The organism is Fictibacillus sp. KU28468 (genome assembly GCF_026153615.1).
GTDB classification, from domain to species: domain Bacteria; phylum Bacillota; class Bacilli; order Bacillales; family Fictibacillaceae; genus Fictibacillus_C; species Fictibacillus_C marinisediminis.
In genome coordinates, this window is sequence record NZ_CP110666.1 from 481286 (window position 1) to 503969 (window position 22684).

At 45.3% G+C, this 22684-nt stretch carries 24 protein-coding genes; 20 read left to right on the forward strand and 4 right to left on the reverse strand.

What is annotated here, in order from left to right:
- Positions 1 to 167: 167 nt before the first annotated feature.
- The 6 genes from OKX00_RS02445 (at position 168) to OKX00_RS02470 (ending at position 5437) form a co-directional block, all read left to right on the forward strand.
- The gene (locus tag OKX00_RS02445) at positions 168 to 1013 is read left to right on the forward strand and encodes a carbohydrate ABC transporter permease (protein WP_234293333.1); all 846 of its coding nucleotides are present in this window, start codon (positions 168 to 170) and stop codon (positions 1011 to 1013) included.
- Between the two features lie 13 nt (positions 1014 to 1026).
- Complete coding sequence (locus OKX00_RS02450) at positions 1027 to 1863, forward strand: carbohydrate ABC transporter permease (RefSeq protein WP_322114340.1); 837 nt, start codon at positions 1027 to 1029, stop codon at positions 1861 to 1863.
- A 12-nt stretch (positions 1864 to 1875) separates the two neighbouring features.
- A complete protein-coding gene (locus OKX00_RS02455) occupies positions 1876 to 2295 on the forward strand; it encodes a hypothetical protein (RefSeq protein ID WP_265409271.1) in 420 nt (139 codons plus the stop codon).
- Positions 2296 to 2316: 21 nt separating this feature from the next.
- Positions 2317 to 4074, forward strand: a complete 1758-nt coding sequence (locus tag OKX00_RS02460) for a glycoside hydrolase family 2 protein (RefSeq protein ID WP_265409272.1) — start codon at positions 2317 to 2319, stop codon at positions 4072 to 4074.
- Between the two features lie 128 nt (positions 4075 to 4202).
- The gene (locus tag OKX00_RS02465; RefSeq protein ID WP_156418804.1) at positions 4203 to 4349 is read left to right on the forward strand and encodes a hypothetical protein; all 147 of its coding nucleotides are present in this window, start codon (positions 4203 to 4205) and stop codon (positions 4347 to 4349) included.
- Between the two features lie 269 nt (positions 4350 to 4618).
- Positions 4619 to 5437, forward strand: coding sequence for a M23 family metallopeptidase (locus OKX00_RS02470; RefSeq protein ID WP_265410450.1), 819 nt, complete (start codon positions 4619 to 4621; stop codon positions 5435 to 5437).
- 172 nt (positions 5438 to 5609) lie between these two features.
- On the opposite strand, the gene OKX00_RS02475 is transcribed toward OKX00_RS02470, so the two are convergent.
- Both OKX00_RS02475 and OKX00_RS02480 read right to left on the reverse strand, forming a co-directional pair.
- A complete protein-coding gene (locus OKX00_RS02475; protein ID WP_265409273.1) occupies positions 5610 to 6041 on the reverse strand; it encodes a hypothetical protein in 432 nt (143 codons plus the stop codon).
- Between the two features lie 313 nt (positions 6042 to 6354).
- Complete coding sequence (locus OKX00_RS02480) at positions 6355 to 6534, reverse strand: hypothetical protein (RefSeq protein ID WP_265409274.1); 180 nt, start codon at positions 6532 to 6534, stop codon at positions 6355 to 6357.
- Positions 6535 to 7098: 564 nt separating this feature from the next.
- Here OKX00_RS02480 and OKX00_RS02485 point away from each other — a divergent pair.
- The 11 genes from OKX00_RS02485 to OKX00_RS02535 all read left to right on the forward strand — a co-directional run bounded on the left by OKX00_RS02485 (position 7099) and on the right by OKX00_RS02535 (position 18858).
- Positions 7099 to 8310 carry a glycosyltransferase gene (locus OKX00_RS02485; protein ID WP_265409275.1) on the forward strand — a complete coding sequence of 404 codons (1212 nt, stop codon included), beginning with the start codon at positions 7099 to 7101 and terminating at the stop codon, positions 8308 to 8310.
- Positions 8311 to 8342: 32 nt separating this feature from the next.
- Positions 8343 to 9725 carry a sugar phosphate nucleotidyltransferase gene (locus tag OKX00_RS02490; protein ID WP_265409276.1) on the forward strand — a complete coding sequence of 461 codons (1383 nt, stop codon included), beginning with the start codon at positions 8343 to 8345 and terminating at the stop codon, positions 9723 to 9725.
- Between the two features lie 70 nt (positions 9726 to 9795).
- The gene (locus tag OKX00_RS02495) at positions 9796 to 10599 is read left to right on the forward strand and encodes a hypothetical protein (protein WP_265409277.1); all 804 of its coding nucleotides are present in this window, start codon (positions 9796 to 9798) and stop codon (positions 10597 to 10599) included.
- Between the two features lie 9 nt (positions 10600 to 10608).
- Positions 10609 to 11541, forward strand: a complete 933-nt coding sequence (locus OKX00_RS02500; protein WP_265409278.1) for a glycosyl hydrolase family 28-related protein — start codon at positions 10609 to 10611, stop codon at positions 11539 to 11541.
- A 354-nt stretch (positions 11542 to 11895) separates the two neighbouring features.
- Positions 11896 to 12633 (forward strand): YveK family protein, encoded by a 738-nt coding sequence (locus OKX00_RS02505; RefSeq protein ID WP_265409279.1) that lies wholly within the window; start codon positions 11896 to 11898, stop codon positions 12631 to 12633.
- Positions 12626 to 13273, forward strand: coding sequence for a CpsD/CapB family tyrosine-protein kinase (locus OKX00_RS02510; RefSeq protein WP_265409280.1), 648 nt, complete (start codon positions 12626 to 12628; stop codon positions 13271 to 13273). Before OKX00_RS02505 ends, OKX00_RS02510 begins: the two co-directional genes overlap by 8 nt.
- A 25-nt stretch (positions 13274 to 13298) precedes the next feature.
- Positions 13299 to 14750: an oligosaccharide flippase family protein gene (locus tag OKX00_RS02515; RefSeq protein WP_265409281.1), complete on the forward strand. Its 1452-nt coding sequence runs from the start codon at positions 13299 to 13301 to the stop codon at positions 14748 to 14750.
- Positions 14740 to 15975, forward strand: coding sequence for an O-antigen ligase family protein (locus OKX00_RS02520; RefSeq protein ID WP_265409282.1), 1236 nt, complete (start codon positions 14740 to 14742; stop codon positions 15973 to 15975). Before OKX00_RS02515 ends, OKX00_RS02520 begins: the two co-directional genes overlap by 11 nt.
- Complete coding sequence (locus tag OKX00_RS02525) at positions 15972 to 17027, forward strand: glycosyltransferase family 4 protein (protein ID WP_265409283.1); 1056 nt, start codon at positions 15972 to 15974, stop codon at positions 17025 to 17027. The genes OKX00_RS02520 and OKX00_RS02525 overlap by 4 nt, the downstream gene beginning before the upstream one ends.
- A gap of 97 nt (positions 17028 to 17124) precedes the next feature.
- Positions 17125 to 18498, forward strand: a complete 1374-nt coding sequence (locus OKX00_RS02530; protein ID WP_265409284.1) for a sugar transferase — start codon at positions 17125 to 17127, stop codon at positions 18496 to 18498.
- 87 nt (positions 18499 to 18585) lie between these two features.
- Positions 18586 to 18858, forward strand: coding sequence for a helix-turn-helix domain-containing protein (locus OKX00_RS02535; RefSeq protein ID WP_322114341.1), 273 nt, complete (start codon positions 18586 to 18588; stop codon positions 18856 to 18858).
- A gap of 250 nt (positions 18859 to 19108) precedes the next feature.
- Here OKX00_RS02535 and OKX00_RS02540 read toward each other — a convergent pair whose 3' ends face one another.
- Entirely contained in the window at positions 19109 to 19486 is a 378-nt protein-coding gene (locus tag OKX00_RS02540) for a VOC family protein (RefSeq protein ID WP_265409286.1), read from the reverse strand.
- 285 nt (positions 19487 to 19771) lie between these two features.
- Here OKX00_RS02540 and OKX00_RS02545 point away from each other — a divergent pair, with 285 nt between their 5' ends.
- From OKX00_RS02545 to OKX00_RS02555, 3 genes are all read left to right on the forward strand, one after another.
- Positions 19772 to 20239, forward strand: a complete 468-nt coding sequence (locus OKX00_RS02545; protein WP_265409287.1) for a hypothetical protein — start codon at positions 19772 to 19774, stop codon at positions 20237 to 20239.
- 139 nt (positions 20240 to 20378) lie between these two features.
- Positions 20379 to 20759, forward strand: coding sequence for a PaaI family thioesterase (locus OKX00_RS02550; RefSeq protein ID WP_053356717.1), 381 nt, complete (start codon positions 20379 to 20381; stop codon positions 20757 to 20759).
- A 258-nt stretch (positions 20760 to 21017) separates the two neighbouring features.
- Positions 21018 to 22265, forward strand: coding sequence for a CynX/NimT family MFS transporter (locus tag OKX00_RS02555; protein WP_265409288.1), 1248 nt, complete (start codon positions 21018 to 21020; stop codon positions 22263 to 22265).
- Positions 22266 to 22342: 77 nt separating this feature from the next.
- Here the strand turns inward: OKX00_RS02555 and OKX00_RS02560 are convergent, their stop codons facing one another.
- Entirely contained in the window at positions 22343 to 22561 is a 219-nt protein-coding gene (locus tag OKX00_RS02560) for a hypothetical protein (protein WP_265409289.1), read from the reverse strand.
- Between the last annotated feature and the right edge of the window lie 123 nt (positions 22562 to 22684).

Below are 22684 nucleotides of genomic sequence, written 5' to 3' on the forward strand. Positions count from 1 at the left end.
GGTCTCCAGCAGAATGGATAGAAGGCAATGGGAGGATTTCTTCTATTGCCTTCTACTAAAAGAGAAGGAGAAAAAATATGGATCTTAAGCTGACTGAAAAAAAGAGAATAGACGTGCTTTCACCAGCCATGGGCAAGCCGCATCGTAAAGGAATCAATTTTTCGCCCATGATTTTTATCGGGCCGCATCTTTTGTTGTTTGCTCTATTTTTTCTTATCCCTATATTTTTTGGTGTGTACATTTCTTTTACGAACTGGGATTTGGTCAATACTCCCGAGTTTGTCGGGTTGGATAACTATAAGGAAATTTTATTCAATAAAGAATCAACGTTCTACACCCAGCTGCATACCGGACTGGGAAATACCTTTAAATTTGTGGCTTTTACGGTTCCTGCCTGCATCATTATCCCCTTGCTTTTAGCTGCTGCACTCCATGTGAAACCAAAAGGGATGAAGATCTTTCAAGCGATTTTCTACTTGCCCGTATTGTTTTCCATTTCAGCTGTCATGATCATCTGGTCCATGATGTTTAACGTTTCGTTTGGACCGATTAACCATTATTTCACTTCCTCACCCAACTGGCTGGGCACACAGCCTTACGCATGGATCGCACTCGTCGTTGTAACAGTCTGGTGGGGGATCGGCGGGAACATGATCATTTACCAGGCAGCATTAAACGGAGTATCCAAAGAATACTATGAAGCTGCGTCACTGGACGGGGCGGGCAGGCTGCAAAAGTTTTTCCACATCACTCTTCCAAGTATAAAGAATCAGCTGCTGTTCACAATCGTCATTACAACCATCGCCCAGTTTAATATCTATGGACAGGCGCTCATGCTCACAAAGGGAGGTCCTTCCAGTTCAACCACCGTGCTTCTTATGTATATCCAGCAGAATGCCTTTGGATCGGGTCAATCCATCGCAGGAATTGCATCCGCAATGGCGGTTATCCTTGGTCTGTGCATCATGGCTGTCTCGGTTATTCAATTTTTCTTGTTAAGAGAGAGGAAGTAGGAGGCGGGTACCATTGAAAAAAGTAAACATCTCCACCTTGATTTCATTCATTTTTCTGTTATGTATGACTTTAATTTGGATATTCCCTCTTGCCTGGTCACTTTTCACATCCTTTAAAGATGAGATCGATATCCAAACCTTTGGTTTTACAATGCTGCCCATTCACTGGGTAATGGCCAATTACCAGGACGTTCTGTTTAATAACACAAGTGCTCCTGTAGCCAAGTGGTTTATGAATTCCATGATCATTTCTGTCACACAGACCATTCTTGTATTGGTGGTTGTTTCAATGGCAGCCTATGGATATACCCGGCTGCGGTTTAAGGGAAGGGACTGGCTTTTTTCCTTTTTACTCGCAACCATGATGTTCCCTGCCGTTGTGAACCTGATTCCGTTGTATAAAATTGTTGATACCCTCGGCTGGGTCAATAGTTATTGGGCTGCGATCGTTCCAGGAGCTGCAGCGGTGTTTAATGTTTTTTTAGTAAGACAGTTTATGATCGGAATTCCGATTGAACTGGATGAATCAGCGCGGATCGACGGAGCCAACGATTTTCAAATTTATACGAAGGTTACCCTTCCGCTCATCAAACCCGTATTAACCGTCGTGGCGTTATTTACATTTACGAGTTCATGGAATGACTTTTTGTGGCCTTCCATCGTATTCAACGATATTGATAAAATGCCGATCACACCAGGGCTGCAGCTTCTGCAAGGAATGTATGTCACAGATATCGGACATGCGATGGCTGCCGCTATTATTGCGATCGTCCCAACCTTTATTTTGTATTTGTTTACTCAGCGTTATTTCTTACAATCGATGTCTTTATCTTCTGGAGTAAAAGGATAGGGGGGAAATGCTTTGAATAGAAAACTGGAAAGAAAACTGATCATCATTGGATCGGTATGGCAGATGCTTTCTGGTCTGCTTACCATCTTTGTCTATGGATCGTATATCAAATCACAAAGTAACGGTATTCATGAAACGCAATTTGCACAAATGAAAGCGATGGAATCTTTGTTTGGCAGTTTATATAGCTTTGCTGTAACATTCGGCCTCTTTTTTGTAGCGATAGGGTTATTGAATCTTTATCTGGCAAGAAACCTTAAAGATGACAAGGTCGAAGTAAAACTATCATTCTGGTTTATTTTATTAGGTGCTGCATCCTACTTTTTTATGGATTTCTTAAGTACTGTTCTTTTTCTTTCGGGCGGAATATTGGCCTTGGCAAAAAATAAAACGATTTCGAAGTTACATAGTCAGGCAGAGCCAACCCACTAATTTATCAAGGAGCTGTTGATCATGGAAGTGAACATTCGCAAGGAATATCCCAGACCGCAATTTGAAAGAAAAGAATGGTTGAATCTCAATGGAGAATGGAATTTTCAGTTCGATCAGACGAATGTCGGTGAAAAAGAGCAATGGTACAAACAAACCAAATTAAATCAAAAAATAAGGGTTCCCTTTACGTATGAAACGAAGGCCAGCGGAATTCATGAGGAAACCTTTTGCCCCTATATTTGGTATCAAAGGTTAGTTACTGTGCCTGAAGAGTATTCCCATAAAAGAACCATTCTGCACTTCCAGGCAGCCGATTATGTGACCAAACTATGGGTGAATGGTATTTTTGCCGGCCTGCATAAAGGTGGATATACGGCATTTTCCTTTGACATTACCAACTATATCAATGCAGGAAAAGAAAATAACGTAGTCGTCAAAATAGAGGATAGCCATAATGAATATCAACCAAGAGGAAAGCAACGATGGATCGATAAGAACTTTGGCTGCTGGTATGTACAATCCACCGGTATATGGCAGACCGTATGGCTGGAATTCTTAAATCAAACGAGTATTCATTCGGTTAAAATAACTCCAGATCTGGATACGGAGTCTGTAGAGTTCGACTATAAATTGACGAATGTTCAACAAGATCAAAAGGAGCTTTCGTTAAGAACTTCGATTACATTTGATGGTCAGCCTGTAAAGGAATTTAGTTTGAAGGTGGACCGTGAAAATGCACGGATGAAAGTAAATCTGGCTAGTGAGATCCACGAATGGAAAGTCATGCAATGGAGTCCGCAGCATCCTCATTTGTACGATGTGGAATTCACCCTTTACCATGGGGAACAAGAGCTCGATCGCGTTCAGTCCTATTTCGGTATGAGAAAAATATCGATCAAGAATGGCAATATTTTATTGAATAATGTACCCATTTATCAAAAACTGCTTTTGGATCAAGGATATTGGGAAGACTCCCATCTTACACCGCCTTCAGAAGAGGCGATCATTTTAGATATCGAGAAGACATTCGAAATGGGCTTTAACGGGGTAAGGAAACATATGAAAGTTGAAGATCAGCGTTTTCTATATTGGGCGGATAAGAAAGGCCTGTTAGTTTGGTCTGAAATGGCCGCAGCCTATCAATTTTCGGATGAGGCGATCCAAAATTTCACGGAGGAATGGATGACCGTTGTCCAGCAGCACTATAATCACCCAAGTATTATTACGTGGACACCATTCAATGAATCTTGGGGAGTAAAGAATATTTACACGAACGAACAGCAGCAAAAATTTACGGAAGGAATCTATCATCTGACAAAATCAATGGATCCTATGAGGCCTGTCATCGTAAACGATGGTTGGGAGCATACCGTTTCGGATATCATTACCCTTCATGACTATGTGGAATATGGTGACGAATTCCTAAGCCGCTATAAGGAAAAAGAAAAAGTCGTGGATAATGAGATTGCCTTTAATAATTTTAAGCATGCCATGGCACAAGGATATGAGTATAAAGGCCAGCCGATTATTATAAGTGAATACGGGGGAATTGCCTTTAACTCAGAAGAAGGCTGGGGATATGGGAACCAGGTAAAAGACGAGCAGGAATTTTTAGACCGTTATGAATCCATTACAAAAGCGATCATGAGTCTGGACTACATTTGCGGCTTTTGCTATACCCAAATTACCGATGTTCAGCAAGAAGTCAACGGACTGCTGACCGAAAGCAGAAAACCTAAAGTGAATCTATCTGAAATTAAACGAATTAATGATAACTAAGATTAAATGACAGTTGGAAATTGTCTTCCTAGCGGGCCCCTCGTTCAGGATCGGAACGGGGTTCGGAAGATCACTCATGTTTAGGTTAGTCATTAAGAAATGGGGCTGTCCAAGAAGTCTGTAAGCTGTTGATTTCCGTTCCAGGCTGCTCGCTTTCCGCGGGGCGTGCGGTGAGCCTTACCGGCGTGAACGCCTACTTTTTGGTGCAAGCACCGGCGGGAGTCTCACCTGTCACGCTAGTCCCGCAGGAGTCTCGCATCTTCCACTTCAATTAACTTTTCATTGAAGATTTTTCAAGCCAAAAAGGGGCTGCCTGAAGGTCAATTTTCGACTTTCTGGACAGCCCCTTTTTCTTTATTTAGAACCAACTATTTCCCTACCTTATCTAAAGTTTAATAGTCACAAAGTTTTAATCCTCTTATTTTAATTTTATTTTTAGGTCTTTTTTACCTTTTTTGTATGGGGGAAAAGAATTACTATATTAGTATAGAATTCTATATTATGTAATTAAGTCTAATATTTGGGGGATTACAGCTTGAGAAGTATGTTCATAAAGAGAAAGAGTTTTATTCTATCAACGGTTTTTGCTTTTTTATTTTCGGTATTCTTTATAGGTATTGAGGCCCAGGCCGCGGCAGGGGATAACACATTTATTAAGCCGGCAGAAGGAACGTTTACTTCTAATTTCGGACTTAGAAACGGTGAATATCACTATGGTGTAGATATGGCTAAAAGCGGATATGTTAAAGTCGTTGCATCAGCTCCAGGAACGGTCAGCAGATCCTACCTATCTAGTTCCTATGGAAATGTAATTTTTATTAAACATACGATTAACAGCGTGCCATACGAAACGGTTTACGCTCATTTAAATACTAGAAATGTAGGTGTTGGTGCTACTGTCTACCAGGGTCAAGTGATAGGGTCAATGGGGAACACGGGGACTTCGTCCGGACAGCATTTGCATTTTGAAGTTCACCAACCCTACTGGACATCTGCAAAAACATATGCGATGAACCCGATGAACTTTATCCCTACTTGGGAAGGGAAATATAGAACGGGCAGTTTCTTGTATAATGTAGGAACGGATACCATCTATCCAATCTCATATAATGGCGACAATGATATTATTGTAAAAGTAGATTCCACAAGTACAACGGTCGGGAAATACAAAGTATATCTGCAAAAAGCCATAAATGGAGTCTGGACAAGTGTTGGACAAGCTGATGCTCCTAAAACCGGGGCACAAACAGTTACTTTCACACAGGAAAACAGCAGCAAGGCATTATCTCCATATACTCAATACCGGCTTCTTTTAAAGAACTCTGATACAACCAGGGTCTACTACAAAGTTTGGTATGAATAAGAATCAAAAGCCTATCTCTTTGATGAGACAGGCTTTTTTTTGTAAGGAGCAGTTAAAAGTTTGGTTGAAAAAAACAGTAGCGAGTACTATAAATTGCGATACAGCTGCATGTGTTTTTGCGCTTTTTATAAATCCATTGCTGGCTATATCCTTCTCGTGTCAGTTGTTAATCTTAAAATAACCCCATTTTTTGGGCATCTTTCACATTTCTTCTCCATCCTTGCCAACCAACATAAATACCAACCAGCATGAACAGCGCAATATGGGTTAATGCTGATTTAAATAGGTGTTTGTCCTGAAAGTCGGCCGGGAAAATCCAGGTAACATAGCCGACAATTAAACCCCATGAAATAATTCCATACACCACACTATAATGGACCTTTCCTTTCACTCTTTGTTGATTAAACCATTTGCGCACATGGTTTTCTGAAGAAATATTACTTTCTACAAAACTTAAAATGCCCACGCCTAACCATACCAAAGCAGCTAAGATCCTCAACAGAACCGGCAGAATGCCCTCATGAGTGACAACAGCTTTATAGACAAATAGTGCAGCAAAACCCAATGATAAGAAACCGAGCAGAAGATTCACGCTTTTACGCATACATTTTCCCTTTTTATGCTTTCAACCTCTTCATATAATCTATATACCAGTAAATAAATATTTTCTTTTTCCTTGTTTATTCTCAATCAGGATCACCTTAAGTCATACTAAAGGTTATAAAGCTGGTGGCCTAGGTATGGTCGGTGGATTGACAGTTCTTGTTGGAGGGAGTGGGATTTTAGGTGCAGCAGCAGGTGGAGCTGCAGGGAAATTACTTACATAATTGCCTAATGAAGCTATTGCTCTAAATGTTGTAAAAGTCGTTAATTTAATAAATTTTCTTAAGTCTACAGATAATCCGGACAAGAAAAACTCAAACGAAATACTCGTCTTTAACCACAAGCACCCGTTTCTGATTTCTTTCTACAAAATTTTTAGCGACTTGAGCAGCAACTGCTTTACGTTCTTTATCATCCAAACCGTGTTCATCCTCCTTACTGCACCCTGTAAACAAAAGCAACGATAAACTTGCAATGAGTATTAAGATTTTCATTCACTGATTCTCCATCCCTCAATTACCATTTTGGCCCGATCGGTAGTTCCATTGAGTTGTCTTTTGTTTGCTGTGAACGGCTACAACGATTATTTTCAAACGTTTTCCAATAAAATTAATGATTTGGAATTGTTGGCGGCGCATTTAATCCGTACTTTTTACTAAATGGAAATTTAAGTAATTTTCTTTACCTAAAAAAACTAGGTCTAAATCAAAGGGGAAATTGTAAGGGTTAGATTACTAAATAGTCGTTTTTCCTCCATAAAACACCCCACCAGCACCTCGCCGGCAGGGTGTTTTTTCCTATTTTACATTATATGGTAATAGTTTTAGAACAGGACTTTTGGGCGATTTACTTTGTTCTCAATCTGCTTATAATAAGGATTTATTGATGTTCACTAAATAGAACAAAATCATTCGTTATTGCGTTTTATGTTGTAAATATTTGGGTAATGTAGCAATTAACTGAAGAACTCTGCACAGAGGTTATTTTTTTACCTATCACATTCGTTAATAAGGGCGAATTGTTCTTGATAGTATAAGATGACAAAGGCAGGTGCTTACATGCGTATTCTATTCATTGCTCCAAGAATTCCTTTCCCCCCTCGAAAAGGGGATCAGCTGCGGGCGTTTCATCAGCTAAAAGGCTTGAAGAAGCTCGGCCATGATCTTCATCTGATCTGTTATTCCGATGAGGAGGAGGTTCCCGATGAACTGAATAATCTCTGTTCCCGCATCATGACGGTGAAGTTTAAAAAGTCAGCTGCCATGATGAAGATCGCGGCAGGCATGATGACGAACACACCAGTACAAGTGTCCTACTATGAATCCAATGCGTTCAGGCAGGCCATAAAAGAAGCGGTGAGCACCCATTCGTATGATGTCGTGCACACCCAGCTTGTAAGGACCTATCCGTACTTTGAAGAGCTGAAGGAACTGCCGAATGTCCTGGATTTTGTCGATTCCATTTCCTTAAACCTTTCCCGAAGAATCGCTTTTAAGAAGTCGATCACGAACCCTCTCATTAAACACGAAGCCAGAACCATTCACCTCATGGAGAGACAAGCCATGGAATGCTTTGACGGCTCGATCTTCATATCCAATGTGGACCGGAACTATGTAGGAGACGAAGCGCAGCACGTCGCTACCATCAGCAACGGTGTCGATCTTCACTACTTTTCATATCAAAAGAAACTCACTGAACAAAACAATCTCATCTTCGTCGGCAACATGTCGTACGAGCCGAACCGCCAAGGCGTGAAGTACTTTATTGAAAATATCTACCCGCACATCATGCGAAAGACGAAGGATTTTACCTTCTATGTGGTAGGACGAGATCCCACACCGGACTTGATCCAGCTTTGCCGGGATAAGCCGAATATCACTGTGACAGGAGAGGTTGATGATATCCGGGACTATCTGGCAAAGGCGAAACTGTTCATCTGCCCGCTAAAAACCGGTGCCGGTGTTCAGAACAAGGTGCTCGAAGCGATGTCAGCCGGGATCCCCGTCCTCACAACCTCGATCGTCAATGATCCGATTGGAGCGGTCGAGTCGGAGTCCGTCGTGGTCCGCAATCAGGACCAGGAATTTGCCGATGCAGCTGTAGACCTGCTGTCTGATCAAAATAAGCTCGAAGACTTGCGGCAGTCCGCCCGGTCCTTTGTAGAAGAGAATTACGAATGGGACAGGCTGAATCAGAAGCTGGAACAATTTTATAGAGAAACGATGTACAAGCGGAACAACGTATTTGGAAAAGAATCTATTCATTGCTGATGGGTATATGACTTCTTATACGAGGTGAGTCTATGAAACTAGTGTTGTTGTCCGGCGGATCAGGAAAACGGTTATGGCCTTTATCGAATGACGCACGTTCCAAACAGTTTTTGAAGGTGCTGAACAACTCGTTCAATGAGAGTGAATCCATGGTCCAGCGGGTGTGGAGCCAGCTGAAGTCGGTGCATCTGGCAAGCTCGTCGCTGATCGCAACGAACGGTTCACAAGTTGAGATGATCCAGAACCAGATCGGGAATGACGTACCGCTTGTCATCGAACCGGAGCGGCGGGATACGTTCCCGGCCATTGCGCTGGCGGCAAGCTACCTGTTCTCGGTCATGAACACGAACCTGAACGAAGTAGTTGCCATTTTACCCGTCGATCCTTACGTGGAGCGAGATTTCTTTTCAAAAGTGAAGGATTTGGAGATGCTGCTTCATCAGTCCGGTGCCAATCTCGCATTGTTAGGCATCCAGCCGACGTATCCATCGGAAAAATACGGTTATATTGTTCCCGAGGAAGAAGAGGGTGAATGGATCCAGGTCTCGCATTTTCAGGAAAAGCCAAACGTGGAGCAGGCGGAAGCGCTGCTGAAGAAGAACGCGCTGTGGAACAGCGGAGTATTTGCCTTTAAGCTCGGCTACGTACTTTCTTTGTTGGAGGAGAAAGGGTTTCCGATCGAGTATGATCAGCTGCTGCTTCACTATTCCAGCCTTCCGAAGATCAGTTTTGATTATGAGGTGGTGGAAAAGGAGAGTAATATCGCTGCCCTCAGCTATGACGGGTACTGGAAAGATCTCGGGACATGGAACACGCTGACCGATGAGATGGGAATCACGCAGATGGGAAAAGGCATCCTCCATCATGATTGTGTGAACACCCACCTGATCAATGAGCTGGACATCCCGGTGACGGTCGTCGGAGCCTCAAATCTCATTGTCGCGGCCAGTCCGGATGGCATCCTCGTTTCGGATAAAGAACAGAGTCCAAAGATTAAAGAATTGGTCAAGCAGTATGAGCAGCAGCCGAGGTATGAGGAACGAAGCTGGGGCTGGTACAAGGTGCTTGACGATACGATCGGTGAAGACGGCCAGGTTGTACTGACCAAAAGGATGAAGATGAACGCCGAATCCTTTTGGCACGAACAGCTGCCGCCACTCAGGAGTGAGGTATGGACGGTCATCAGCGGCAAGGGAGAACTGATCGTGAATGAGGAGCTTCATTATTTGGAAGCTGGAGAGGTGTTTGAGTTTCCCCAAGGTGCCGCATCTGAGCTTCATGCCCTGACCGAGATGGAGCTGATCGCGGTCCAAAAAGGGAAGGTGCGCAAAGTGGATGGCAAGCTCAATCTGGTGGCGACGCCTGACGAAAATGCGGCAAATTTCCACAGTCTGAAGACTGCTGAAACCCTCTGAATCTAGTACCAATATCATGCCGCTGAATATACTATATTCAATACGGATTTATAGAAAGGCATGAAGGTAGATGGGAGATTCAGCCCTGATTCAAGCCGCCATTGATGCGGCGTTTACTGGCAGTAATAAAGAAGTTCAGCTTGAGAATCGAGACTATAATCTTACTGCAGGTATCGTGATCAAGCAGGGAGTTAAGCTCGTCGGAAGCTACAATACGAGATTGATTGTGAAAGGCAACTATAAGGTTATTGAACTGCAGCAGGGCGCCTCGCTCGTAGGCGCGTACATCGCGATTGACGACACCGCGTTTGCCTCTTCTGTCATCTATCTCGACGGAAAATATAAGTACTATAACATTTGGCAGCGGACCATCATCAAGGACTGCAACATCGTCAACTGGACAGGCAGCCATAAAGGAACAGCGGTTTACCTGTACGCCAACGGCTCCGGCCATAATATCACGTTCATCGATTTTGAAAAGATCAAGATTTCCGGATTCAATACAGGCGTGAAGCTGCAGGCCATAAAGCCATCCAGCGGAAACAGCTGGATCAACGGTAACCGGTTCATGGATTTTTCCGTCGAAGACTGCGTTAATATGGTGACTTTTTCATCCGGAGAATCGGTTCCAAACGAATGTACCGGCAACCAATTCACAAACATGCAGCTTCAGCCTTCTGACATTACCGTGAAATTGTTTACCATTACGGGGCAGTATAACCGTCTGGATGGCATGGCGTGGGATCTTCAGATCATTCCTGCGACCAAGCCGATCGTCGATTTTCTCGCAGCGAGTTCTTATAACACGCTGTCGTTTCGAACCATTCCAATCTCAAGAATCAACGATCAGGGGCAATTCAATCAAAAAGGGTAGTGTGCTGCCATGAAAAAAAGATGCCTGTTGGCCATTTTTATTCTTGGACTTGCTGCAGTGATGCTTACAAGATTTTATGAAGGACAGCCTAAGCAAGCCGTGGCGGTGGAAGACTATGGAGCTGATGGGACGGATGCGAAGGACGACTCAAAAGCGATCCAAAAAGCAATTAACAGCGCGGCTTCAACTAAGATTGGAAAAGTCATGCTATCCGGCAACAAGCATTATGTCCTGTCATCGGGTATTACGGTCAAAGAGGGAGTGGAGCTGGAGTTCGGACAAAACACGAAGGTATGGATTGAAGGAAACTTCCGGGCCTTCACTCTACATAAAAATGCTTCACTCATCAATGGCATCCTGGAGGTGACAAGTCCGAAGTTCCACTCAGAGGTGATCTACCTCGACGGCAAAGAGAAATTTTGGTCTGCCGACCGTACGCGTGTCGACAATGTGACCATCCTTAATTCCAGCGGCAGTCATAAAGGGACGGCAGTCAAGCTTTATACAGGCGGTCGCGAACGGTACATCAGTTTTGTTAACTTTACAGGGCTTTCGATCATCGGGTTTCATCAAGGAGTGGAGCTGACGGCAGAAAAACCTGCTGAAAAGAAGAGCTGGATCAACGGCAACCGCTTTGTGAACATGACGATGGACGACTGTGTCCGGTATATCACGATCAACAGCTCTGTAACCGTGCCGAACGAAGGTTCCGGCAACCAGTTTCAAGGGCTGCAGATCCAGCTGACCCCAGTCTCTCAACAGATTTTACAGGTAAGCGGAATGAATAATACCTTTGAGGGGATGGTGTGGGACGTACAAACGGTCAGGAATCCTGAAGGTCTGGTTGAGCTTTCTAAGCAGTCGTCTCAGAATGAGCTGCATCTTAATCTGGAGGGCTCTTTTGTAAAAGATGAAGGAACAAGAAACAGCTTATCCCCATAGGTCAGGTCTGCACCTGCGCCGCCTAGGGCGTGCTCGGTGCCTTGCATTTGGTGGTGCTCAATAGCGAAGAGGTAACACCTATCCCGTGCTGGTATGTACTTTTATGAAAAATGACGGGGTATGATAGTAAACCTTGTCGAACCGCAAGTAAAAGGGCCAAAATCGCAAGTAAATCGTGTCGAACCGCAAGTAAAAGAGCCATTTTCGCAAGTAAACCGTGCAAAACCGCAAGTAACGTTGCTGCATAAAACCATAAAGGGATTCCGGGTAAGGCTGTCTTGTAAGTTGAATGTTCTGTATCAAGAACGACGGACCATGTTATGGGTTTAACCAATCACGGCAGGGGAGGTTACTATGGACGACAGAATGGACTTGAAATCGTTTCTTCGGATCATGAGGCGCAGAGCGTTTACGATCCTGATCACGGCAGTTCTTGTTTCGGTGCTTACCGCTCTCATCACTTTGTTTGTAATCAAACCGACGTATGAGGCGACAGAGTACATCATGATCGGCAAGCAGGGAAATAAAGACGCGTATACCGAGTCACAGGAGTTCAGCCGGACCCTGGCTTCATCCATCGATGTGATGAAGAGCCCGATCGTGTTGAATAGTGTGAGGGGCGAACTGAATCTGCAGCAGGAGGACCTGAAGTCGCTTCAGGATAAAATCGCGCTGCAGAACAACAAGGATTCGCAGATCATCAACATCGTTGTCAAAGATACAGATCCACAGTATGCCAAGCGGCTTGCCCATACGGTTGCGTCCACTTCGGTGAACAAGATCAATGGACTCTTGAAAATAAAAGAGGTGCAGCTGCTGAGCAGCTCGGAGGACGAAGTGGCGGTCAAGCGGATCGGGAGCCCGCTGCTCAATATCGCGATCGGGCTGTTTGTCGGACTGTTTCTCGGTCTCGGATTGGCGATGCTGAGAGAATACTTCGATGACTCCGTGAATAGCGCGAAGGAAGTAGAGCTTGAACTCGGGCTTGCGGTTCTTGGCCAGGTGCACCTTAAGGAAAAGCGGACATTTTTCAGACGAAAGGGCAGGACAACCGTTGCCCATCACAAAAAAGGAGGCGAAGTGAATGCGTAGCCTCGCACCTGAAGACATCAACCAATTTGAGAAGCGGCTCATGCTGCGTGAACAGAATAAAAACAGCGAGCACTTCCGGATGGTCTGCGCGAACCTTGAACCCAAGCTGAGGAAAGAGGGTACCCTGATCATGGTCACATCTCCCTGCTTTAACGTGGAGCACAGCATGATTACGGCGAAACTGGCGATCGGGTTTGCAGAACAGGGAAAGAAGACCCTCTTGATCGACGCGAAATTCCGGCAGCCTACACTGCATAACTTTTTTCACCTGAATCATTCGAGGGGCCTGGCGAATGTCATGCTGCAGGATGAGAGCATCCGGCTGTACACCCGTCCTTCCTTTGTATCCAACCTCTCTGTTCTTCCTGCGGGTACAGCATCCGAGCCGTATGCCGAGATCTGGGGCAGCGGAAAGCTGGAAAAGGTCGGTGAAGGGTTAAGGCAGGATTATGATGTCGTTCTGTTCGACGCACCGCCTCTGCTCATGTATTCCGATTCTCAGCTGCTCGCCGGATTTTGTGACGGAGTGGTCCTTGTGATTAAGGAAAGACAGACGAAAAAAGAAGAGGTATTACTCACGAAAAGCCATCTGGAACGTGCCAATAAAGAGATCTATGGTGTGGTTTACCAAACGAGGTAATGTAAAGGGTCAGGTGATCAGCGGTATGAAGCAGAACAGTATTGCGAAGAATATTTTTCACCTTTTTTACAGCACCGCCTTATCCAGCGGGCTGAACGCCCTGGCGCTCATCGTGCTGGCGTCCTATCTGCATTCCTATCATTACGGTTTGTTCAGTGTCTCCCTCGCGCTGGCCATGATCATGGGTTATTTTACGGATGCGGGACTGAGTGAGATTGCGTTGAGGGAGGGATCAAAACGGGATTCCGAAGTACCCGTCGTGCTCATGTCTTACATCAAAGTAAGAACCATACTCTTAGTTCTTACCTTTTTGTTCGGATTCCTGATCATCCACTACTTGCATAACGGACAGCAGGAGCTGCTGCAGACCTCGCATTACTTGGCGGTTCCAATGGTAACGGGGATCGCACTGCAGAGCATCGGCACGACCTTTTTCCAGATGATCGAAAAGATGCAGTATATCGGCATCATCCGCATGCTGTCCGCCGTGCTGCTCGTAGGGACGATCTCGGCGGGAATGCTGCTGTCGCTGGATCCGCTGGTGATGTGCGTGCTGTACGGATCGTCGTATCTGCTCGCCGGGGTGGCTGCGCTGTATTTCGTAGCCAGGCACGTAAAGCTGAAATGGAGCCTGCCGTTTCATAGAGGCATGATGAAGCATCTCGGGTTCTTCACGCTGAGCGGGCTGCTGTTCATGGTGCTTCCGCAGCTTGGGCCAATCGTGCTGGAGAAGACGCTGACGCTGGAGCAGGTTGGATTGTTTGCCGTCGCGTACCGGATCCCGCAGGCCCTGCAGCAGATTCCTTTTATCGTCGCTGGAGCGTATCGGCCGGTGCTTTTCCGCCATTATCATCAGGAGGAGCTCGGCCGGCATACGAAAGAACACATCATGCTCATCAAAATCATGGCCCTGTTTGGCATGCTGATGACGATCCCGTTCTATTACGGATCAGACGTGGTGATCTCGCTCTTGTTCGGACTGGAGTGGATGCATGCGTCACATCCGCTGAAAATTCTATCGGTGCTGCTGACCCTGCAAGCCGTGAATATCGCGCTTGCCGACGGACTGACCACACGCGGACTGCAGCATTGCCGCACGCTGATTCAGTCCATCGCCGTCCTGTCAGGGATCGCCCTCTATACGGGGTTGAGCTTATCCAACGGTATTTTGGGAGCGGCATATGCCGGAATGCTCATCGAGGCTGTGGCGCTGATCGGTTATTGGGCGTTTTTTCCGAATCGGTGGATGCTTGCAAAGAAGGTGCTTTTTCTTTACCTTTTGGTCTTTTTCATCAGTCTTGGGGGAGTGACGCTGTTCCTGAGTGAGCAGCCGTATGTGGCGGCCGCGCTTCATCTGGCGCTGATGAGTCTGTTTCTTTTGTTTGACCGGGATCTGAGCGAGAAGGCAGCTGAAAAGCTTCAGTTTTTGAAGAAAGGCAGAACCGGAGGGAAGCGGGGGATTCAGGATGGACTGTAGAGAAAGCAGCACTAAACGTTCTCTCCTGTGGCCGCTGTTTTTCCTGATCGTGCTCGTCACACTTGGCAAATACAACCTCTATATCGGGTTCGCGTTAAAGCCGTACATGCTGTTCCTCATCGTCTACTTCCTGGTGAAATTTTCAGGATTTTATCTGCAACGGCTGCATTTGTTCGAAGCAGGCATGCTGCTGTTCTACCTGATGTACAGCTTCAGCGGTGCGTTTTCGCTGTACCCAGCCTCCAGCATCCGGATTATTATCGGCATTGCATTGTACCTGCTCTGCTATTTTTTAAGCAAGGCGATCATCGGCAATGCGGAGCAAGGCATGGTGGAGAGAGTCATCTCAACGGTTGGAATCCTGTTTAACGTACTGAGCCTGCTGCTTTATGTGATTGGCTTGAAGAGCTTGAATTTTGTGATGGCAGGTGACCGGCTGACGGCATTCGGTGTGCTGATGGACCGGGACTATCCGCGGCTGATCGGACTTGTGGAGGACCCGAACTACTTTGTTTTTTATAACAGTCTTTTCTTTACGTACTATTTATGCCACACCTCGTCTCATAAAAACCGCTTCGGGCTCGCGCTTTGCGTCCTGACAAGTGTTCTGACGTTTTCCCGGGGAGGATTGCTTGTCCTGCTATTGATCTTTGGCCTTTATATCCTGCTGCTGAACCAGCCGCTCAAACAGCTGAAGCTGGCGCTTGGTTCACTTTTCACCCTCTTGCTCGGGGCGTACGTATTGGTCACGTTCTTGAAGTTTGATCTCGTAGGCATCCTGGAGTCAAGGATGAATGACTTTTCAAGTGACGGGGGCAGCGGGCGGTTTGAACTGTGGGGAAGGGCGCTGAACTTTTTTTCCACGCACATGTGGACCGGAATCGGGGCGAACAACTTTCTCGACTATAACCAATATCAGTACGGCGACACGCTCCATGTGCACAATACGTTTCTCGAAATTTTGGCCGAGTCGGGTCTGATCGGCATTTCCTGCTTTCTATTATTTGTGTTCCTCGTACTCTATCAGATGTATCAGTTTGATGTGCTGCGGCAAAAGCCTTACCTGTTCCTGACGTTTGTCGCCTATATCCTGCAGATGGCGTCACTGTCGGTGATCATCAACGACATGTTTTTCCTGTATCTCGCCATTCTCTCGGTATACCTGAATCAGCAGGGGGCTTTGGCTCCCCATCCCATAAAAGTACAAGGAGGTGTAAACGTATGAACGTGCTTTTGATGACAGACAAGCTGGTGACGGGTGGCGCAGAGATGTACTTTTGCAAGCTGGAAAACGAAATCAGCCACGAGAACATCACGCTCTATACTGCGGCAGCTACGGGTGACCTGGCCAGCAGGATAAAAAATAAAGACAAGTTCCTCGAGCTCAGCCGGAAAAAACATTTCATGAACGTGTTGAGGCTGAGGAGGTTTGTAAAGGAGAAGAAGATTGAAGTTCTTCACGCCAACAGTCTGCGTCTCGTCCTTTATGCGATCGTGCTGAAACGTCTGTTGAGGACTTCGATTAAACTCCTCTATACGAAGCATAATGTGACGATTCTTGAGCAGAAATTTCCGAAGCGGTTTGCCGGGGTGGTTAATTCCTATGTTGATAAAACGATCACGGTGAGCGAATTTGAGCGGAACAATCTCATCGGTCTCGGTGTAGACGGAAATAGAGTGACGACCATCTACAACGGAGTGGACGTGAATGAGTTTAGGCTCAAACAGAAGGAAGATGTACAGAAGGTTTGGAAGGTGGGCATTCTCGCCAGGCTGGCGGAGGAAAAGAATCATGAGTTCTTCCTGAGGGTGGCTCACCGCTTGCGCAACGTTCCACATCTGCAGTTTTTTATCGGTGGTGATGGTCCTCAGTTCAGCAGGATTGCCGATGAGATTGAATCACTCGGACTGGCATCTCAAGTGAAGATGATCGGCCATGTGGATCGGCCGGAAACCTTCATCCGGGACATGGATCTGCTGCTTCTGACCTCCAAGCGGGAGGTGTTTCCGATGGTGGTCATTGAGGCGATGGCGGTTGGAACGCCGATGATCTCGATCGACAAGGGAGGGATAAACGAGGCGATTCGCCAAAGTGAAACGGGGTTCCTCATTTCAGATTTTATAGTAGAAGAGTTTTGCGAAAAGATCCTGACCGTGATTGGAGATGGAGATTTGAAGCGGCGTATCGTTTATAGAGCAAGAAAAAAGGTGGAGCAGGAGTTTTCGCTTCAGAAGATGGTGGACCACACGGCAAATGAGTATTTAATGAAGATGTAGAGGTGGGTATTTTTTTAGGAGTTGAGGTTCTTAATTAAGAACATTTGATTCGTTATAGGGGATTGGAGAGTACCTTGGAATAAGGAGAATGGTACGTATGAGCAGAAACCATAATGGCCGATTTTATCAGTTGTTCATCGCATGCATTGATCTGGCATTGCTGCACGTTGGTTTTCTTATCGCCTACTGGCTGCATGACGGCTTTGTTCCTGAGAGCAGTGTCAATGTTTCCCTTTATCTGCTTTCTGCAGCAGGTTTGCTTTCCTTTTACTTGTTTGATCTGTACAGCGATTTCAAAAGGAAAAAAGCGCAGCACCTGGTCTATCTTGTAGTCATTTCTCTTTTGGCTTACAGCTTTGTCCTGCTGTGTGCCGGTTTCTGGGGCGGGAGCTTTCCCATGCTGCAGGAGCACAGTCTGATCTTTAAAGCCTTTGTCCTGCAGTCGGTGCTGCTGGTGTCGTTCCGGCTATGTATCTGGTATTTGATCCGCTTGTATTCCGGCCGGAAAAATGTGCTGATTGTCGGTAAAAACGAGAATGAAAGTCTGCAGCTGGCGATTAAATTCCTAAACCATGACCGGGGATGGTTCACGTTGATCGGATTTCTGCCGGTGGCTCAAAGAAGTCAGCTGGAAAAGGATCTGGCTAATGTTCATGCCGTTCTTCTCGGACCTGGTGTCAGCAAGGAGGCGACCGATGAGATCGTGAGCCTGTGCACGGAAAACGGCAAGGAGATTCTCATTGTGCCTGAAATGTATGAGCTGTTCATCTCTACGGCCAACACCCAGCAGATTGATGACATGCTCGTCTTTTCGATTGAACCGCCAAAGCTGTCACGGAGCTCGGAAATGGCGAAACGGCTGTTTGATGTGCTGGTCTCCGGGATTATTCTTGTGATGACGAGCCCGATCTTTCTGCTATTCTACTTTTTGATTCCAGCCACGTCCAAAGGGCCGGCGTTCTATAAACAAGAGAGGCTCGGACTGCACGGAAAAGCGTATCAAATCTACAAGTTTAGAAGCATGAAACAGGATGCGGAAAAGCTGACCGGCCCTACTTTGGCCGCCGACCATGATCCCCGGATTACGAAAATCGGACACTTGCTCCGGGCGACACGAATGGATGAGCTTCCGCAGATCATCAATGTGCTGAAGGGCGAGATGAGCATCGTGGGTCCGAGGCCGGAGCGTGAATTTTTCATCCGCCAGTTTTCCAAACAGGTACCGAACTATTTTCACCGTTTGAGTGTGAAGCCTGGAATCACCGGTCTCGCGCAAGTGATGGCGAACTACACGACAACCGTAGAGGACAAGCTGCGCTATGACCTCATGTATGTGCGCAATCTCTCATTTACGATGGACCTCAAAATTTTGCTTCAGACGATCCGGGTTGTGCTGCAGCGTGATCAGGCCCAAGGGGTGAAGGAAGTTGAAGCACAGCAGCCGATGAGGTCGATGGGTTCGGATTCGTAAATGTTTCAAGATAAGGGGCGATAAACGACAGGAAGGGTGATCCTTTTGATTGGAGACCGGATAAAAAGATTACGCAAAGAGAGAAAGATGTCCATATCCCAGCTGGCTGAAAAAGCAGGCATCGCGAAATCGTATTTGAGTTCCATCGAACGGAACCTGAAGGTCAATCCTTCCGTTCAAATCATCGAGCGGATTGCCCAGGCGCTAGGTGTTCCCGGCCAGACGCTCATCTATCATGAAAAACACGGCCGTCTGGATGAAGAATGGGTCTCCCTCGTCAACCAGGCGATTGACTCGGGCATCACCAAGGAACAGTTCGAGCGGTATCTGCACTGGGAGCGGATTAGGGCGGGGAAGTGAATAGGGAGTGAGTGTGGGATTGCGAGTGAGCTCTGGGGATATGTCTCTGGGGCTTTTTTTGTGGATATTTTTACATTAGCTAGTAAAATCAAATAAAAGGAATTTTTTATATTATGTTATTGGAGGTTGGAATGAACGGGGACGGACTCTTTTGGATGGTATTGTTGTTTTCTCTTGTAGTTTTAAACATTCTACCCTACACTTCAACAGCTTACAGACTCTTGGACAGCCCCCTTTTCTCGTGTATCCTTTATTTGTCTTCCCTTAATAAATAATCATTGCCATCTTGATCTTTGAATGAAAACATGTTCCCATAAGGCAATCTTAGCATTTCATCTACTTCCACACCACGTTGTTTCATTTCTTCATAAGCGGATTCTATATCAGTCGTACTGAATAAAACGGACGGATGTGCAACTTTAGATGGTTTTTGCTGTTCCATTGCTGCCTTTGAATAGAGAACTAAGGTGGTAAATTCGTCTTCACTTGGTCCCACTTCGATCCAAGATGCGTCTGGCCCCATAGGCTGGTCCGCTTTTAAAACAAAGTTCATTTTATTTAGCCAAAAATCCTTAGCTTCTTCTTGATCTTGGACATACACCGTTATTTTCCCAATTTTATTAATCATATAAATCTCCCTTTTATCAAATCGTTATATAAATTGAGTTTATCAACATTTTTAGAATATTCAAGAGAGTTTATACATCCTGTAGTTCAGCCAGCAGAGGTTTTATGAAAATGATGTGTTTTGCAAGTAAACCTTGTCGAATCGCAAGTAATGCCTCAGAAAGAGGAAAGTGAGCCACCCTCTAAACATTTTATTTGAAAGAATAAAATTAGTAGACTATTTTTCCCCCTAGTAAACATAGGATGTAAAGAGAGAAAGGATTATTGGTAGAGTGTGGAGGGATCTATGGGTAAAAGAGAGCCTATAATCATTTTCATGTTGATGGTCGTGACGGGTTTATATGTTGGTTTTAAAGTGAATGATGCGCTGTTTGCAAAATACGTGCAGGCGGCACCGGTTTCATCAAATCTCGGACAAGCAAAGCCCTATGATTCAGTCAGCCAGCAAAGAGAAGCCAGAAACCAAACGAAAAAGGAGATAGAGTCAGCGTTTAATAAGTATATGTCCTACAACTTCGGCGACTTAAATCGGTATCAAGCCGTTCTTGATACGCAAGCCATTATCGCGAAGGAAGAAAAGTTCTTTATCATTCAATCAAAAAAGGCTGCCTATAATCAACAGGTAAAGAGCTTTTTTGATGTATGTGTGGCGCAGCACTTCAGTGGTACAGAAAGTAATCCGGGGAGCCGAGTGAACCAAGTTTGGTTGGTAGACAAGGACTTTACGGTTCTTGAGAAGGATAGAGTGGACTAGTTAGGACGCTTTGCATTGCTTGATTACGGCGTCCGGCAATTCTATTATTGATATAAAGCCGAAGCTGTCATTTTTGACAGCTTTTCCTATTGAGCCCTATACTTTTAACTAATAAATAGAAGAGGCAGGAGGGGTGTTCATGTTCATAAAACAAGCGTTTGATCAATTTTTGGAGCTTGAGTATGAAAGAGTGGATCAGAAAACGGTTAAAGTGAGCTTACCCGTAAAATCGATGTATCGTAATAGTCTGGGAGTCGTTCATGGGGGCATTATCTCTTCATTGGCGGATGTAGCCATGTGCAATACGATTGAACCCAATGAAAACAATCAGCAAAAGGTGGTAACTGTCGACCTAAATGTTTCCTTTTTGAAAGGAGGAAAAGGTGATTTATTAGTTGCCCATGCACAGGTTGTAAAAGAGGGTAGAACACTGACCCATACCGAATGCCAAGTCTTTAATGATCAAAAGGAAATGGTTGCTAAAGCAAGTGCCGTCCTTTTTAATGTTGAAGGGGCATAACATGTTCATTCAACATCCTTTTACCCTTTATCCCTGTAAAGGACAGGGATTTGTGTTATAATGGAATTATGACGCTTTTTCAGGCAGCTGCTTTCTACACAAATAGGCTGACTACATAGTGCCAGACACCCCCACACGAGTAGCGTTTGTGGAGGAGTCGGGCATTTTCTTTTTTAGAAAGCACCGCTGTGTTCTGTTGTTTTTCAGGAGTTTCATCATAGAAGAAAGCTGCACCAAGAATTTTGAGGAGGATGCAATGTGATTTCAAAAAAACAGATTTATCATACTCAATCCGTTTCTAAGCCTGGAGTATGGCTGCTCATCCTGGGCATCGTTTTTGCAGGTGCAAATTTAAGGGCACCGTTAACCTGTGTAGGTCCAATCATCGAAATCATTCGTAAAAATACTGGAATGTCCAATACATTAGCAGGAATGCTGACTACGCTGCCACTGCTTGCCTTTGCCCTGATCTCACCGGTCGCCCCAAAAATCGCCCGGAGGTTTGGATTGGAGCATACCCTGTTTGGAGCTTTACTTTTATTGGGAGCAGGTATTCTTTTGCGTTCTGTTCCTTTTACACCAGGTTTGTTCAGCGGGACGATTTTGCTCGGAATTGCCATTGCGGTGTGTAACGTATTGTTGCCAAGCTTAATCAAAAGAGAATTTCCAAACAAAGTCGGGATGATGACTGGCACCTATTCCGTTTCAATGAATATGTGGGCTGCTATTGCCTCTGGCGTCAGTATTCCGATTACAAAAGGGTTGGGGTATGGCTGGCGCTTTTCCCTCGTATGCTGGGCACTCATTTCTCTCGTATCCATCATTGTGTGGATCCCTCAGCTGCTTCAAAAACAGCATATTCCTAAATCTTCTTCTTCAGGGACGAACCTTTGGGGTTCCGGGCTTGCATGGAAGGTTACCTTGTTTATGGGGCTGCAATCCACCGTCTTTTATGCCATCATTACCTGGCTCCCGGCTATTTTGCATCAACAGGGGGTTAACCCGACAAAAGCAGGCTGGCTTTTATCATTAACTCAATTTGCAAGCCTTCCGCCTACTTTTATTGTGCCGATTTTAGCGGGAAGAAGTGCTAACCAGCGCAAGTTAGTAGCTTTCACTGTCATCTTTTTGCTCTTGGGCTATGCGGGTATTCTTAGTGGAATGACATGGCTCGCACCTGTTTATGTCATCCTGATTGGAATTGGAATCGGATCAGGATTCGGCCTTGCTACCATGTTTTTTGTACTGCGAACGCAGAATGCTCATCAAGCTGCAGAGCTTTCAGGGATGGCACAATCTGTCGGGTATTTGCTGGCTGCCATAGGACCGGCTCTTTTCGGCTTCCTGCATGATCAGACCCATAGCTGGACGGTTCCGCTTATCATTTTAGTCGTTGCGGCCATACTTCTCTATGTAGTAGGGATGGGTGCAGGAAGCAACAGCTTTGTTAGAGAAGAAAATGAAAATGATAATGACAATTCCCAGCTTAAACAGAAAGCCCTATAAGCGATGGGTAAAAAAACAGGCTGTTGACCTCACAAGTTCAACAGCCTGTTTTTATATATAATTTCTTCGGCAAAATCTTATGGCAATAAATACACCTCATAATGTGGATAATCGTTCAATTTCTCCCGTTTTAATCTCCCTTCATCCACCAGTGCATTCAGTCCCTGTTCAATTTCCATTGGCTTTACCCCATACAGATCAGCAACCTTCACTGTGGATACCGCCATACATTTCGGCACTTTCGCAGATGAAACAATCATCGATTTGACATGCGAAAACAATGCGTCATTCTCCATCCATCTAACACTCCTTCTTGAATCCTGTCTAATAAAAATAGTAACCAATCCTGCTATCTCATATGCAGTTTCCTTTTAATTACTTTCATTTTTGGAAATGCTATGCAAAGGAAATGAAATAAT

Coding starts and splice junctions, on each gene's coding strand:
- OKX00_RS02445 (WP_234293333.1), top strand. CDS start 168: ATGATTTTTATCGGGCCGCATCTTTTGTTGTTTGCTCTATTTTTTCTT.
- OKX00_RS02535 (WP_322114341.1), top strand. CDS start 18,586: ATGTCCATATCCCAGCTGGCTGAAAAAGCAGGCATCGCGAAATCGTAT.
- OKX00_RS02560 (WP_265409289.1), bottom strand. CDS start 22,561: ATGGAGAATGACGCATTGTTTTCGCATGTCAAATCGATGATTGTTTCA.
- OKX00_RS02490 (WP_265409276.1), top strand. CDS start 8,343: ATGAAACTAGTGTTGTTGTCCGGCGGATCAGGAAAACGGTTATGGCCT.
- OKX00_RS02520 (WP_265409282.1), top strand. CDS start 14,740: ATGGACTGTAGAGAAAGCAGCACTAAACGTTCTCTCCTGTGGCCGCTG.
- OKX00_RS02485 (WP_265409275.1), top strand. CDS start 7,099: ATGCGTATTCTATTCATTGCTCCAAGAATTCCTTTCCCCCCTCGAAAA.
- OKX00_RS02470 (WP_265410450.1), top strand. CDS start 4,619: ATGTTCATAAAGAGAAAGAGTTTTATTCTATCAACGGTTTTTGCTTTT.
- OKX00_RS02540 (WP_265409286.1), bottom strand. CDS start 19,486: ATGATTAATAAAATTGGGAAAATAACGGTGTATGTCCAAGATCAAGAA.
- OKX00_RS02530 (WP_265409284.1), top strand. CDS start 17,125: ATGAGCAGAAACCATAATGGCCGATTTTATCAGTTGTTCATCGCATGC.
- OKX00_RS02510 (WP_265409280.1), top strand. CDS start 12,626: ATGCGTAGCCTCGCACCTGAAGACATCAACCAATTTGAGAAGCGGCTC.
- OKX00_RS02515 (WP_265409281.1), top strand. CDS start 13,299: ATGAAGCAGAACAGTATTGCGAAGAATATTTTTCACCTTTTTTACAGC.
- OKX00_RS02475 (WP_265409273.1), bottom strand. CDS start 6,041: ATGCGTAAAAGCGTGAATCTTCTGCTCGGTTTCTTATCATTGGGTTTT.
- OKX00_RS02545 (WP_265409287.1), top strand. CDS start 19,772: ATGGGTAAAAGAGAGCCTATAATCATTTTCATGTTGATGGTCGTGACG.
- OKX00_RS02500 (WP_265409278.1), top strand. CDS start 10,609: ATGAAAAAAAGATGCCTGTTGGCCATTTTTATTCTTGGACTTGCTGCA.
- OKX00_RS02505 (WP_265409279.1), top strand. CDS start 11,896: ATGGACGACAGAATGGACTTGAAATCGTTTCTTCGGATCATGAGGCGC.
- OKX00_RS02495 (WP_265409277.1), top strand. CDS start 9,796: ATGGGAGATTCAGCCCTGATTCAAGCCGCCATTGATGCGGCGTTTACT.
- OKX00_RS02525 (WP_265409283.1), top strand. CDS start 15,972: ATGAACGTGCTTTTGATGACAGACAAGCTGGTGACGGGTGGCGCAGAG.
- OKX00_RS02480 (WP_265409274.1), bottom strand. CDS start 6,534: ATGAAAATCTTAATACTCATTGCAAGTTTATCGTTGCTTTTGTTTACA.
- OKX00_RS02550 (WP_053356717.1), top strand. CDS start 20,379: ATGTTCATAAAACAAGCGTTTGATCAATTTTTGGAGCTTGAGTATGAA.
- OKX00_RS02460 (WP_265409272.1), top strand. CDS start 2,317: ATGGAAGTGAACATTCGCAAGGAATATCCCAGACCGCAATTTGAAAGA.